Raw genomic sequence first — 15,901 nt, forward strand, 5'->3', positions numbered from 1 at the left:
ATTTAGCGATAAATTAGGAAAACTAATATCCTAATTCAAATTCCAAGCTAATAATTATATTTTTTACAATAAAGAGCAATAATCACATAAATGCAAGCTATAAAATATAAAAATAAAAAACTAAAAAAAGCTATTGTATTAACAATATTATAAAATAATCCAATCCTATCAAGGGTAATAAAACTAATATAATAAGTTAGAATTGAAATAACAAAAACAAATCTAAAAAATCTCTTATTTAGCTTAGAAAAATCATTAAAAATATAAAAAATCTCACAATACAAAAACGGAGTAAAAAGTACAAACATCAAAAACAAAAGCGAAGTTGTGATAGAAAGAATCAAAATATATTCTCTTGCAATAAAAGTTATTAAAATAAGCAAAATCGCAAAAAGATTGAAAAATATAAAAAATATAGGTTTGCTTTTAGCATTAAAATCAAAAATAAATGCGTTTGCAAATGAGCTTGAAGCTTTTATTTCACTTATGTTTTTATCCTTAAAACATGATAAAATTAGCATAAAAATTATATTTAAAACAAAAGTTGAAATAAAAAACAAAATAAAGCTACAAATATCAAAAATAATAAATCCAAAAATCACAAAAAACCTTAAATATTTATTAGCGATAACAGCGTTTAATCGTTGAATATTAGTTATTATTAAAAACAAATTAATCACAAAGGCTAAATATAAATACAAATAAGGATAAACATTGCTAGCAAGATTAAAAAATGGGTCATTATTAAATGTAAAAATAGTGTATTTAGCTAAAATAAAGCGAATAAAAACTCCAAAACATTTTAAAACGAAAAATGACAAAATACATAAAATTGTGATATTCATACTTGATAGAATATGGGTTGTAGAACTTATTTTTGATTTTAAATCCATATTAAGTGCAGTTATAACGCTATCTTTCATTTTAATTCCTAATTCAAATTCTTATTTAGTAATTTTAATTTTAAACTAAATATGATTTTTAAATACTTATCAAAATCAAGCCTAATTCCTATTTCAAATTCTTTGAAAAAATCGTGGAATTTGAAATAGGAATTTGATTTTTAAAAAAGCTTTAAATACCTAAGTATTTTTTGCGAATTTCATTATTTTCTGCTAGTTCTTCGCCCTTGCCTTCAAGAACGATTTTTCCATGCTCTAGCACATAAGCTCTATCGCTTATTTTTAAAGCTTGTTTAGCGTTTTGTTCTACTAATAAAATAGTAATTCCTTCGTTTTTTAAAACCTTAATTATCTCAAAAACTTCTCCAACTATCTTAGGCGCAAGTCCTAAGCTTGGCTCATCTAGCATAAGTAGTTTTGGCTCTCCCATTAAAGCTCTTGAGATTGCTAGCATTTGGGCTTCTCCACCGCTTAGATTTCTTGCTAGAGTGTTATTTTTTTGCTTTAGGCGTGGGAATAATCTATACATTTGCTCTTTTAAATGCTCGTAATTATCCGCATTATAAAATGCACCCATTTTAAGATTATCTTCTATGCTAAGATTTGCGAAGATTTTTCTTCCTTCAGGAACTAAACTTATGCCTTTTTGAACTAGAGTGTGGGTTTTATGTCGCTCTATTTCATAGCCTAAGAAATTGATTTCTCCACTTCTTTTTGGAATGTTTAAAATCGCATTTAAAGTGCTTGTTTTACCTGCTCCATTGCTTCCTACTATACTTACAATTTCGCCTGAATTAATATGAAAACTTATATCATCAACAGCTTTAATAAGTCCGTAATGAACGCTTAAATTTTTTACCCTTAGCATTAAAAATCTCCTAAATAAGCTTTTATAACTTCACTATCTTGCACAGCATCACTTGGCTTTCCTAGAAAAATACTCTTGCCATAATCAAGCACTAAAACTCTATCGCACAAACTATTTACAAACTTCATATCATGCTCAATTAATACTATACTAAGCTCTTGCTTTAGCTTACAAATTATCTCTGCAAGCTCAATGCTCTCAGCCCCATTCATTCCAGCAGCAGGCTCATCTAATAATAATAATTTTGGCTTTAGAGCTAGTGCTCTTGCAATCTCAAGCTTTCTTTGCTCTCCATAGCTTAATTCTGTTGATTTTGCATTTGCTAGATGAGAGATTTTAAGCTCATCTAAAATGTGATATGCTTCTTCTTTTGCTCTTTTTTCTTCTTTTTTGTATCTTGCAAAATGTAAAAAAGCTTCAAAAATATTATAATTTATACTTTGATTTAAGCCTATCAATACATTTTCTAAAACACTCATAGAAGAAAATAATCTAATATTTTGAAAAGTTCTAGCAACCCCTAATCTAGTAATTTGTAATTGATTTAATTTAGTAATGTCTTTACCATCAAAAATAATTTCTCCAGCACTTGGCTTATAAGCTCCTGAAATTATATTAAATAATGTGGTTTTTCCGGCTCCATTTGGTCCAATAAGTCCAAAAACTTCGCCTTTTTTTACGCTTAAATTAGCATTATTTATAGCTTTTACTCCACCGAAATTCTTATCTATATTTTTAAGCTCTAAAATCATTTTTTAAACCTTTTAAAAATAATATCGCTTAGCTCTTTATCGCCAAAAATACCACGCCTTGCAAATAGCATTACAAGAATTAATGCGATAGAAAATACAAGCATTCTAAGACCTGGTAAGCCTTGTGTTTGGTATCCAAATATATTCATAGGCTCATCTAAAAATCTTAGCCATTCACTTCCACCGATTACTAAAATAGCTCCGATAATTGCACCCGTTGTGCTACCTAAACCACCTAAAACAATTATTATTAATAATTGAAATGTGAATAAAAAGTCAAATTGCTCAGGTGTAACGCTAGTAATATAACAAGCTAAAAGCCCACCTGCAATTCCTTCTAAAAATGCACTCGTGCCAAAAGCTAAAGTCTTTATTCTAAAAGTATTAATACCCATAGCAAAAGCTGCGTCTTCATCATCTCTTACTGCTTTCATAGCTCTTCCGTATTTTGAATAAATTATATTTAAAATCAAAATAATGCTAATTATGGTAATGCTTCCAACAATATATAAGAAATTATCAGGTTTTGGGATTTCGTTTAAGCCTTGAACTCCGTTTGTAAATGCTGCAAAATTAAGTGCAATAAGCTTTATTATTATTCCAAATCCTAAAGTTACAATAGCTAAATAATCTCCCCTTACACGAAACACCGCAAAGCTAAGAATTAACGATAAAGCTAAAGCACTAAAACCACCTGCTAAAAGTGCTATTATAAAATTATCACTATGAAAAGCCAAAATAAATGGATGTGGGTCTAGTAAGCTAAATTGATCTTCTTTAGCTTCAACATCTAATAGTAATAAAGCACTAACATAAGCACCAACAGCAACGAAGCCATTCGGCTCTAGGCTAAATTGTCCTGTTACTCCGTTTATTAGATTGTAAGATGCTGCTAAGATTATAAAAATACAAATATTTATAAAGGTTCTTAAAGCATAATCGCTTAAAAAATATTCAGCTAGAAAAATACTAGCAATTGATAAAATGATTAAAGCAATAGAAAATACCTTTTGCATTAAAATCTACTCCTTTCATAATCTTGCCCCATAATTCCTGTTGGCTTAAACAATAAAACAAAAACTAAGAATATAAACGCAAAACCATCTTTAAAACCTGCTAAATCAGGAACAAAAGCTACTATTAAAACTTCACAAAATCCAATAATAAGCCCTCCAAGAACAGCTCCGCCAACGCTTCCAATACCGCCTAAAACAGCAGCACCAAAAGCCTTAAGACCTATTAAAACGCCCATATTTGGATCAATTTGTGGATATTTGCAAGCCCAAAAAATACCACCTATACAAGCTAGCATTGAACCTAGAGCAAAAACAAAGGCAATGATTTTATTTGCATCAATTCCCATTAAACCAACGGTTGAAATATCAAAAGCTAAAGCACGAATTGCTATACCATATTTGCTTTTATATAAAATCGTTAAAACACAAATTAAAATTATTATTGTTAAAATCGGAATTAAAATATCTAATAAACTAAGTCTAATCCCATATAAACTAATAGGATTTACTAAAATACTAGGTGCATTAAATGGCTGTGGTGTGCTTGTAAATAATACATTTATTAAGTTTTCTAAGAAAAACGAAACACCTATTGCTGTGATTAATAAAGAAATCCTAGGAGAGTTTCTAAGTGGCTTGTAAGCAATCTTATCTATGCTAATTCCTAAAGCAATGCAAAGCAATACCGCAAAGCCAAATGCAGGAACAAATGGAAAAGTAAAAAGATTAAGAGCGAACAAACAAGCGTAAGCTCCAACCATCATAATATCTCCATGAGCAAAATTTATAAGCCTTAAAACACCATAAACCATAGTATAACCAATAGCAATTAGCGCATACATTGAGCCTAATGAAAAGCCATTGAAAATCTGTTGAATAAGCAATGATGAACTCATTAAATAACCTTTTTTGAAAATAAAAAGAAATATTAATGAATAAAGCTTAATTTAATAATAATTTTTAAGATTAATTATGAAAATGTTTTTATTTGTAACAAAAGCATTATGAAATTAAAATCTAAATTCCTAATTCAAATTCTTTGAAAAAATCATGGAATTTGAAATAGGAATTTGATTTTTTGTTTTGTTGAATTAATTAAATTATGAAATAGGAATTTATTTTCCTATTTCATTGTTTTTAGCTTATTTATTAGCAAATTCAATACTAAATGATGAACCACTTAAATCGCTTGTATTTGAAATATTTACTATTTCTTTTACATATTGTTTTTTAGAGTGGCTAGGATTTAATGTAACTTCTAAATCTCCTTTATTTTTAGCAAAACTAGAACCATAATCTCCTATAAATCTTAGCTCATCTATAATGTCTTTTGTACTCTTTTTATAAGTTGGAGTTTCTGGAGTAAATTTAACTTTTATAGACTTTTTACCTAAATAAAATAGCTCTAAATCACTTGATTTTAAAGTAATTGTATTAGAGTTTTGAATCTTACTATCTTTATAAGTTACTCCTGTATAAATAAAAGAATAATCTTTATTAGGATTAAACTTAGTTTTGCCAACTTCTCCTACACTTGAACTTTTTAATAAAAAAAACTCTTCAACATCTGGCTTAGTAACCAAACTATTATCAAGAGTTTTATTATCTAAAGTCTTTTTATATCTTGAATAAGCTAATTCTAAATCTACTGAAATCTTATCAGGTTTTGCTCCGTATTTTTCAATAACGCCATTTATATTTGTAGTTCTTGTTTCATTGTATAGTTCTTCTAGTTTTTTATCAAATTCTTGATTTAACTTATCTTTACTTAAAATAACTTTAGTAACTTTAATATTCTTTTTAGCAACATTTACTAAATAACTACTATCAGTATAAACCTCATCAATATTTACTAAATATCTATTTTTAGCAGCATCATCTTCATTATCAAAATTTAAATCATATTCTAGCTCTAAATTATCATTAAATTTATGATATACATAAGGTAAGCTTGCAGGATTATTTATACCTTGATTATTTAAAACAAAAGGTATTTTTAAGCTATTTTGATCACCTATTTCACTTTTAAAGAATACTTTTGTATTTGTATAAGCATTATTTATTATTGCATCTTTTAATGCATAATCTCTTGTGCTAGAGAAATTTAATGCGATAGGATTTTCACTAGTAATTAAGCAACCTATTTTACCATCTGAACCTATTGCGTTATTTGCTGAGCCACTATTGCAAAAACCACCTAAACTATCATCTTTTGTAAATGCACCTTCATACATTTGTAATTTTGCTTCAGTTGATAAAGGAAAATTAACATATACATCATTAATAATATAAGAATTATCGCCTTTCTTATTTATAGCTTGTGGATTAGTGCTAGAAATAGCGCTACGATTTTTGTTATTTAAATCAAAAATATATTTATTAAGCTTACTATTTTCTACAATTAAATCTGTTTTAGTAATTGCGAAATTTTCATTTGTATTAATGTCTTTTTTAGAGCTATCTTTTAAACTCACATTAAACTCGGTTAATTTACCACCACTTAAAGCATTTTCTCCTGCTACAAAATTAGTCTTTGTTGAATACTCAATAAACGCTGGTCTTATACTAAATTTATTAGTGCAACCATTAGCTTTTCTCGGTAAATCTACAAGAGCTTTTGAGTCTTTATTGTTTGCATTTTTATTTATTTCTTCTTGTATTTGTCTTTTACTATAAATGTTATAGCAAACTTCATATTTACCAACTTCTAAATTATCAATCTTTAAAACTCCATTATAAAACGGATATGAATTAATATTATTAGTCGGTTTAAAAATAGGATTTGTTAATAAGTCTTTATTTTCATTACTAACATTAACAATATTTGTTCCTAATTCATAAAAAGATATACTTTTACCTTTTACTAAATTACCATTATTGTCTTTAACTTCAAAAGTAATAAAATTATCAAAATTATCTAACTTAAGCTTAGAATTATTATAAATACCTAAATACACTGGATTTGCTGCTATTCTTGTATTTGCTGAACTTGGATCATATCCTGTATTGCTATCATTCATTTTAGGTAGTTTTTTAGCATCGCTCTTATCCCAAATAGAACCCCAACCTAAAGCGCTATCATCAAATTTTATATCACTAATAATTGCATAAAATTTACCAGCTTTTTTAGCTTTAACAATAGTACTTGAATCTACTTCAAAAAATGGTCTATTATCATCATATTTTCCATTGTTTATAGTTACTTCTAATAAAATAGAATCTTTATTTTGATAACCGATTGTGTTTAATAAATTTTCATCAACCCTAAATGCCATATAATTAGTAGTATAAGTCCCTGTTTTTTCAGGTTCTTCGCCAACTATTTTGTAATGTCCGTCGGTTTTTTCTAATTTATAAATTTTATATTTGAAATTTTCAAATTTAAAACTCATATTTTCACAACCTTTTTTAGTTTCTATATCACACCCTTCTTTATTTGCATAACTTAATCTATTAGGATCTAATTTTTCACTATCATTCATAAATATTAGTTGAGCATTATTATTTACATCAAATGTAAGTGAACTTACTTTATCAAACTCATTTATATCTTTTAAATGCGAAGGTAGGTTTTCAACTTTATATTTTAATGATTGTAATTGTTCATCAATTAAGCTCATTTTTGAATCATTTGCATCAGGATAAAAAATTAAATTATATTTAGCTTCTAATCTACCATTTTTTGTATTACCATATTTATTCTCATCAACTCCTCTAAAGCTTGTAGGTCTTGTGTGTAATGAAAAAATACTAGTTTCACTTCCAGGTTTATCACTTTTATATATATTTTTTCTATCAATAGAATAATTAGCTATCGCATATTTTCCATCGTCTTTTAAATAGTTTTGTAAAAATCTATCTTGATCTCCCCACAAAAACTTATGAGCTGTAATTGCTGGAAACGCAGTAAATGTGTCATCACTATTCTTTCTATCATAATATTGAAGATTTGTAAAATAGCATTTGCCTATACCTTGGCTTGTAAATAAATCTTTATTAAAATAAGTTCCATTCTCTAAATTATTATTATTAAAAAATAAAAAATCAGATGATTTGCCTAAATCTCTTGTTCCATGTGTAGAAATATTCTTAACAGTCATTTCTTCTATTGCTTGTCTACAAGTCTCATTGCCGTTAATAACTCTACCAAGATTAAAATTTCTAGCTTTTCCTATACGCAATTGATCTATTTTTGGCTGCCCACCTGTTGCATTTGCATAAGAGCGATAATATAAAACTCTTTTATCATCAGTAATAATTCCCGCATATAAAGGTCCGCTACTAGCATAAACAACATCTACACCTTCTGAATCTATATAATCAACTGGTCTAATAGTGCAACCATAATTTTCTAAATCATAATAAAATCTAACATATCTTTCTATTGAATGAAGTTGATTCCAATCGCTTATCCCACAACCATCTGGCTTACCATTTACAAACCCTGTTCCTTTATAAGATTTAACAGCATTACACCCTGTATATCTACTAGCATCGCACCCATTAGGTCTTGAGCTAGTTAAATTTGTAAGCCAACCTTCATAAATTGAAGTTAATTTCCAATGTTGCCTTTCTATATCTGTTTTACTTATATAATCATGACGCATTTTTCCATTTAAAAGACCTACATAATTATTTACAAATCTTCCAAAATCTCCATTATGACCTGAAAAATTGTTTGTCAAATAAAAACTAAAGGGATTTTTTGAAGAAGCTAACGCTATAAGTCTTCCGGTAGTGCTAGCTTTTAAATTTTTATATGATTCTTGATATTCACCATCTTTATATTTATAAATACTTGTATTGTAGTTTAAATTAACACTATTTCTAAAATTATAAACATTACCATTATTAAAAATATCTTTTTCAAATTCATTTGCACTTGGGGTTTTGCTTGTTCCTAAATCACTATTAGAACTTTCCATACACCATACATTATCTCTAAACTTTAAAGAATCTATTTTATAATTTGCTTTATTATCTCCATATATTTGAGTTAATTCAGCACAATCAGCAAATCCAATAGCATCACTACCGCCTCTATTATGTAAGCAACCTAATAAAGCATTCCATCTTCCATAATAACTTGCATCTTCTTTAGCCTGTGCAAGATTGCCGAAAAATAATCCGTATGTTTTTTCACTAGTATCAACTACACTTGCATACAATATATTAATTGTAAGAATGGATAAAGTTATTCCTTTTTTCATTAGCTCTCCTTAAAAAAATCCCGTAATTTTACATTAATCTAATCAATTAATGTAAAATGATAAAAATATTTCATATTAAAGGAAGATTAATGTTAAAAGAATGTTTATGTCTAGGCGTAGTTGGTAATGTGCCAAACCATTTAAATCAAGCTAATGAAGCAAAAGATTTTTGTGAATTAAATACAAGTGATTTTGCACCAAAAGGAGTTTTTCCTTTTTATTCAAAGGATAGTAAAAAGGAATTTTTAAGAAGATTTTGTATTAGTGAAAATGAACTTATTTTAGATGGAGATTTTGTTCAAATAGAACCTGAATTATGTGTTATTTTTAAAGCTAGTTATCAAGATAATGAATTAAGCTCTTTAAAACCACAATATTTCGCAGCCTTTAATGATGCAAGCAAAAGAGTAAATGAAGAAAAAATTTCTTTAAAGAAAAACTTCTCAAATGCAAGCAAAGGTATAGGAAATTTAATTGCTTTAAATAATCTTGAAGAATTAAATGAATACAAAATACATTGCTATTTAAAAAGAAATAATGAATTAATAAAATACGCAAATGAAGATTATATAAAAAACTATTTTTATTACTCAGATACTCTAATCTCTTGGCTTATAGAAACTATTAACAATCAAACCGATATCGCAACACTTGAAAATATTAAACCATTAATTGCAAATAAACCTGAAAATATATTAATTTGCTTAGGTGCTTTATCTTATACTCCTTTTGGAGAAAAACATTATTTAAAATCAGGTGATGAAATTTATGTAAGCGTTACAAATAAAGATGATATATTTAATTCAGGCTCAACCCTAAAACAAATCGTAAAATAATTTCTTATGCTTTTTAGCATAAGATTTTATAAATAATATAAAAAAATTAACAAAAACCTAACTCACAACGCTAAATCATTGCTATTATCTGTATTTATGATAAAATAAAAGTTAAATGTAATTTTTTAGTAATTTAAATTACATAATTTTAATGAAATCAAAAATTAACTATTAAAAATAAAATTTAAAGGAGGATATGTTATGCTAAAGCATTCAATTTGTGCTGTTTTGTGTATAGGATATGTCTATGCAGAAGCACCACATACTTTCGCACAAAGTGCAGCAGTTAAAGCATTTTTCGCTTATCAAGAAAAATCAGGACAATGCAATAATGGTTATAAAGAAGAAGGAGATTTTTGCTTAAAGCCAATTTATCGTGCAGGTAGTGGTAAATATAATAGTTGCACCATGAGTGAAGTTACCTATGGCACTGCAAGACAAGAAAAGTTAAACAATCCATTTTGCAGCAATACATTCTATAAACCAATAAAAAATCAAAACGAAAAAACCACTGTAAATGGAAGTGAATTAGTTTTTGGAAATGTTATTAAAAATAATGAAGGTATTTCTATTTTAAATGATGAAAATATTTATTTTGAAATGCACTTACTAAAAGATAATACGCAATTAATTCCTAATGTAAGCAAGCCTAGCACTTGGTCAGCTAGAATGAATAAATTTGGTATTCACGGAAACATCATTAATTACGCTTATGATACTTTTAAGCCAGTTGCATACAATCATGATGGATTTAGCTATGCAGGAGATAGTGATAATCGTGGTTTAGGAAAACATTATTATGTATGGGGTTGGAGAGAAGCAAATAGATTAAGATTTAACCTAGTAGATAATTGGAAAAATTTCGTAAATATAAAAGCTTATGTAAAAAATGGAGAATTTAATTATTCAACAAGTCCAAAATTACATAAGGTAAATAATGAAAGTGATTTAAAAAATGACTTTAATTATGGTTTTACTTATTTAAATGAAGATATAGTAAAAAAATATAAAAACAAAAATAGAAACCTACTTGATACTGTAAAACACGCACCTGAGCTTATCACAAATACTAGAGAAGATTACAATATAGATAACTCAACTGCTACCTTTGCGATTAAAACCGTTAAGAATTGTAAGCAAGATATTTTATATGAAATTGATGTAAAAAGAATACAAATCAATGGAACTCAAACTTTCACAATCTATGATGTATATCAAGGAGAAGATGCTAGTATTTGTAAAAACGATCCTAAATGGTATGATTATTTTAAAAATAACAAAACCTGCACAGGCGATACAAACTGGGATAAAGTATCAGCACCAACAACCCCTGAGTCAAAAACAAAAGATTATACTCATAAACCAAGTCTTCCTTTTAAATTCTTTGCAATTCAAAAAGGAAATCCAAATGGAGTTGATTGTTTAGAAAATCAAAAAGCTGATATAACAAGTGCATTTATTTCTAAAGAAAATAGTTTTATCAATGATAAAATAACTTTTGAAGAACCAAAAAATGCTAATACAATTTATGCTTATATGAATGATGAAAATGTATATTTAAAGCTTGATTTTAATAAAATATCAGGCAATGCTTATAAGTCTAAAAAAGATCCTTTTGTAGCAAGTAATAATGCTTTAATTTCTTTAGATATAGGAAATAGAAATGATTTTTCATACTATATTCAATATAATTGCGATAATTTTAACGATAGCAATTGTAAGTATAAAAAAATGACTAAACAAACATCATTAAGCCAGATAAATAACGGCTATTTAACTTACAAAGATTTATGCACCGAGCTAAAGAACAAAGGGCTTTCAACTTGCGACCCAAACGAAACTAGTAGGCAAAATGAAGTGTTTTTTAAGTTTAATAACGCTCTTATTAATTTTGATAAAATAAACGCAGCTTCTAAAGATAAATCAAGAAGAGAATTTAAACTTAGATTTTATTCTTCACAAGGCAGCATAAACAACATAGGAACTGAATTAACTCATAGACCTATTATAGTAAGACCTGAGTATTTTGAAAGCTATCAAAAAGCTTGCGATGTATTCTCTACTAATAATTGCGATTTTAATATAAATGTAATAACTGATGAATTATTAGATAATTCTTCTTTGTATATAAGCGAGTATAAGTTTAAGGTTGATTATGGGCATGGATATAGTTTTGATTTGCCATTAGATGATAGAAAGGTAAGCTTTTCAAATCCATTGATATTGAAAAATGGCGATAATATCACAAGAGCTCAAGCGATAATTCCTTTTGATACAGGTAATATTGGCTATATTATTTTTAAAGATGAGCATATAAAACACTTAGTAGAAAGCAAAGGCTATAAAGCAAGTGATATTTGTAGAGATACTACCTACCTTAGCAAAAACGAAGCAAACAAAAGAGTAGCAGGTATGATAGCTTGCCAAACTCCTATGAAAGATGAAATCAAAGTTATTCCAACAGGAGTAAATACTAAAATAATATTAAAAGATAATATTGACAAAGACGGAAGACAATCAGCAGTAATTACAAGCAATAAAGCTAGCTCTGATTTTGCTTATAGTTTGTATCCTAAGTTAAACTCAAGTGCTAATAATCATCAAGTAGCAAAATATTATGATAATGATTTAAGTATTGAAATAAATCCTACTTTTGATGATGCAAGTATTGATATGAATGACTTTAATACTACGCTAAATACGCCTAGTTATAATAGAATAAGCAATGCAAACATTACAAAAAATACAAATAAAATTAATGTAAATATCAATAAAAACGAGCTAAATTCTGCATTTAAGATTGTTTTAGATAGATCTAAAAACTATTTAGATGCAAATTCTAATGCAACTACTAAGGATTTAATCAGTAAAGAAGCTATAAGAAATTATGAAAAATTAAATATCGTTGGAGTTAATAACAATAAGCTAACTTATTCAAGTATAAGTCAAGCTAGCAAAAATAGCAAAATTGCTGAGAGTGAAGAAAATATGTATGAAATACCTATTAAACTAACTTACACTAAATTAAATCCTATGTTTACTCTAAAAGAAATTGAAATAAAATCAAACAATAAGAGTGTAGCTAATCTAGGAACTTCTAGCCTAGGATATGATAACAAAGGAATTAACTTTGTATATGCAAATCCTATTTTTAAAGATATTAAGGTAGAAGGCTCAAGCAGTGCAATACTTACAAAAGAGCATGTAAGATTACATTATTTAAATAAAGGCAATAATTATGATGAGTTTAATTATGTAAATACTATGGATTTTTCAAGTAAAAATTGCCATATTAAACCATGCTATGTAGAAGGAAGTAGCAAAACAATTCCTGGCTTAGATGCTAATAATTTAATAAGCGATTATAATTTCTTAATTCAAAATCAAGCAGATGGAACTGTAAAAGTATCTTTAGACAAAAACATTCAGTATGTAAAAGATACTATTAGATGTATAGGCGGAGAATATAATTGCAATAGCACTTTTACTATTGAGTTTGTAAAATAAGGAGCTAAAAGCTCTTTATTTTGCTACAATATTTATTAATTACACAAGTTCAAGGACTTCCTATGAATAGCTATTTTAGTGATTTAAAGCAAGAGTTTTTAGGCTATAACAAAACAAAATTTTTTCAAGATTTAATGGCAGGCGCAACCGTTGCAGCAGTTGCCTTGCCACTCGCACTAGCTTTTGGGGTTAGTAGTGGAGCAAGTGCTGCATCAGGACTCATTACTGCTATTATTGCTGGATTTGTTATATCGTTATTTGGTGGTGCGTTTTATCAAATCTCAGGGCCAACAGGAGCAATGGCTGCGATTTTAATTAGCATATCAACTCAATATGGACTAAACGGAGTATTTATTGCTACTATGATTGCAGGAATGTTTTTAATAATCGCAGGTTTATTTCACTTTGGACGTGTGATTGCATTTATTCCTATGCCTGTTATTACGGGTTTTACTTCAGGAATTGCTGTTGTTATTGCCTTGGGTCAAATTGATAATTTTTTGGGCGTTAAATCAAGTGGCACAACAACATTAGAAAGAGTTATAAACTATTTTAATAGCGATTTTAGTCCTAATATAATTTCAATTTGCTTGTGTATTTTTGTGGTTTTATTTATGATATTTTATCCTAAAAAATATCAAAAATACGCCCCTGCATCATTAATTGCAATAATTTTAGCAACAATTATAAGCGTTATTTTTTCGCTTGATATAGAGCGTATAGGAAGTATTCCTACAAATATATTTTTAGAAAATAGATTTAGCTTTAGTGATTTTGATATTTTGCATATTAAAGGACTTATAACTCCTGCAATTAGTATTGCTTTGCTTGGTATGATTGAAAGCTTATTATGTGGTGCAAGTGGTGGTAGAATGGTTGGAATTAGGCTTAAATGCGATAGAGAATTAATAGCTCAAGGTTTAGGCAATTTAATAGTGCCTTTTTGCGGTGGCGTTCCTGCAACTGCTGCAATAGCTAGAACAAGTGTGGCTATTAAATCGGGTGCAGTTACAAGGCTTACAGGTATGTTTCATGCAATAATTCTACTAATTTCTATGCTAGTTTTAGCTCCTATTATGAGTAAAATTCCACTAAGTGCTTTAGCTGGTGTTTTGTTTATCACTGCTTTTAGAATGAATGAGTGGCATACTATTAGGTATTTTTTTAAAAAAAGATTTACAAGTGCTTTAATGCAATTTTTTGTAACTATGTTTGCTACGATTGTATTTGATTTAACAATAGCGATTTTAATAGGTGTGATTTTATCATTAATGCTTTTGGTAGTGCAGATTTCAAACCTTAGAATTAGATATGATTATTTTGATAGCGAGAAATTCACCGATTTAAACTCGCCATTTCCTAAGCGTATAAAACAAGCTGAAGTAATTTATATAATGGGTGCAATAATCTTTGCAAATACAGAAAAGATTTTAGAGCTTACAAGTAGATTAAACTATAAAACGGCTATTATTTTTTCAATGCGTGGAACATCTTATATGGATATTTCAGGAGCTAGCGCGTTCTTAGAAGTTATACAAACAATTCAAAAAAGAAAAATCCCAGTATTTATAGCAGGGGTTTCGCCTGATGTTAAAGAGATTATGAAAAGAAGTGGAATTGTTGATGCAGTAGGCGAAGAGAACTTCTACTGGAGCGTTGAGATGACTATTAAATAAAATTAGGACTTAGGTTCTAATTTTATTAAAGAATTTGAAATAGGAATTTAAAAGCTTGTTTTACTTTAGTACAAAACAAAAATCTAACTAAACTCACATTATTTTTTTTGTTAGTTTTAAAATTAGTATTACTAATGCTTTAATTACAATTCTAATTCCTATTTCAAATTCTTTTTGTTTTTTAGCTCTAACGATTATGTTTGGAATAACTTATTTAAAATTTTCAAAGAATTTGAAATAGGAATTAAAAACAATATTGAGAGCTTATAAAAGCCAAAAGTTCTAATTAGTTTTATATAATTTAAATTAAAAGCAATTTCCAAACTTCTTAAGGATAATCCAACAGGTATAAAAATAAATTTTAAAGCAAATTCCTATTTCAAATTCTTTTATTTTTAATACTTTTATATTTCTTATTTTCTAACTATTGTAAAGTTTGTTCCAAACCTATAATAATTATCAATAATTTTTGCTTAAACTTTTAAAGAATTTGAATTAGGAATTTGAAAATATTTTTAGATTCTGCACGAATTAAAAGTTTAATTTTAGTTTCATAATAATTTTTGTTTTACAAACAACCTAAGTAAAACCCAAACTAAAATTACATTTAGCTTTAAATACCTAAATTAAAAAACTAATTAAAACTTCACTCTCATTATTTTTAAAATTAATCATTTTGATTAGTTTTAAAATATTCTTACGAATGCTTAAATTACAATTCTAATTCCTATTTCAAATTCTTTTATTTTTAATACTTTTATATTTCTTCTTTTCTAAATCTTATAAAGTTTGTTCCAAGCCTATAATTATTATCAATATTTTTATTCAAAATTTCAAAGAATTTAAATTAAGAATTTAAAAACAATATTTAGAGCTTATAAAACAAAAATTTAAGCAAATACACTCGCATTATTGTTTAAAAATTAATCATTTTGATTAGTTTTAAATAGTCTTATTAGTGCTAAAAATAAAGTTAAAAGCTAATTCCTATTTCAAATTCTTTAAAAGTTTAAACAAAAACTATTGATAATCATTATAAGCTCGGAATAAACCACTCAAACCACTCAAACCACTCAAACCACTCAAACCACTCAAACCACTCAAACCACTCAAACCACTCAAACCACTCAAACC

Annotated in this window: 9 protein-coding genes; 3 read left to right on the top strand and 6 right to left on the bottom strand. The window is 27.5% G+C overall.

From position 1 onward, the window contains the following. Nucleotides 1-47 precede the first annotated feature (47 nt). From AC1B00_RS03470 to AC1B00_RS03495, 6 genes are all read right to left on the bottom strand, one after another. Nucleotides 48-923 (bottom strand): hypothetical protein, encoded by an 876-nt coding sequence (locus tag AC1B00_RS03470; protein WP_488848127.1) that lies wholly within the window; start codon nucleotides 921-923, stop codon nucleotides 48-50. Nucleotides 924-1,074: 151 nt separating this feature from the next. After that, nucleotides 1,075-1,770 carry an ABC transporter ATP-binding protein gene (locus AC1B00_RS03475; RefSeq protein ID WP_336611208.1) on the bottom strand — a complete coding sequence of 232 codons (696 nt, stop codon included), beginning with the start codon at nucleotides 1,768-1,770 and terminating at the stop codon, nucleotides 1,075-1,077. After that, nucleotides 1,770-2,522 carry an ABC transporter ATP-binding protein gene (locus AC1B00_RS03480; protein WP_488848129.1) on the bottom strand — a complete coding sequence of 251 codons (753 nt, stop codon included), beginning with the start codon at nucleotides 2,520-2,522 and terminating at the stop codon, nucleotides 1,770-1,772. The genes AC1B00_RS03475 and AC1B00_RS03480 overlap by 1 nt, the downstream gene beginning before the upstream one ends. Next, the gene (locus AC1B00_RS03485) at nucleotides 2,519-3,538 is read right to left on the bottom strand and encodes a branched-chain amino acid ABC transporter permease (RefSeq protein WP_336611210.1); all 1,020 of its coding nucleotides are present in this window, start codon (nucleotides 3,536-3,538) and stop codon (nucleotides 2,519-2,521) included. Before AC1B00_RS03485 ends, AC1B00_RS03480 begins: the two co-directional genes overlap by 4 nt. Further along, nucleotides 3,538-4,434 (bottom strand): branched-chain amino acid ABC transporter permease, encoded by an 897-nt coding sequence (locus tag AC1B00_RS03490; RefSeq protein WP_239818100.1) that lies wholly within the window; start codon nucleotides 4,432-4,434, stop codon nucleotides 3,538-3,540. Before AC1B00_RS03490 ends, AC1B00_RS03485 begins: the two co-directional genes overlap by 1 nt. 246 nt (nucleotides 4,435-4,680) lie before the next feature. After that, nucleotides 4,681-8,748 carry a hypothetical protein gene (locus AC1B00_RS03495; RefSeq protein ID WP_488848133.1) on the bottom strand — a complete coding sequence of 1,356 codons (4,068 nt, stop codon included), beginning with the start codon at nucleotides 8,746-8,748 and terminating at the stop codon, nucleotides 4,681-4,683. Between the two features lie 89 nt (nucleotides 8,749-8,837). Here AC1B00_RS03495 and AC1B00_RS03500 point away from each other — a divergent pair, with 89 nt between their 5' ends. The 3 genes from AC1B00_RS03500 (at nucleotide 8,838) to AC1B00_RS03510 (ending at nucleotide 14,767) form a co-directional block, all read left to right on the top strand. Then, the gene (locus AC1B00_RS03500; protein WP_488848135.1) at nucleotides 8,838-9,584 is read left to right on the top strand and encodes a DUF5718 family protein; all 747 of its coding nucleotides are present in this window, start codon (nucleotides 8,838-8,840) and stop codon (nucleotides 9,582-9,584) included. A 201-nt stretch (nucleotides 9,585-9,785) separates the two neighbouring features. Then, the gene (locus tag AC1B00_RS03505; protein ID WP_488848137.1) at nucleotides 9,786-13,091 is read left to right on the top strand and encodes a hypothetical protein; all 3,306 of its coding nucleotides are present in this window, start codon (nucleotides 9,786-9,788) and stop codon (nucleotides 13,089-13,091) included. A 62-nt stretch (nucleotides 13,092-13,153) separates the two neighbouring features. After that, on the top strand, nucleotides 13,154-14,767 hold the full coding sequence (locus AC1B00_RS03510) for a SulP family inorganic anion transporter (protein ID WP_336611214.1): 1,614 nt from the start codon (nucleotides 13,154-13,156) through the stop codon (nucleotides 14,765-14,767). Nucleotides 14,768-15,901: the final 1,134 nt, after the last annotated feature.

The organism is Campylobacter sp. DY7 (assembly GCF_057802535.1).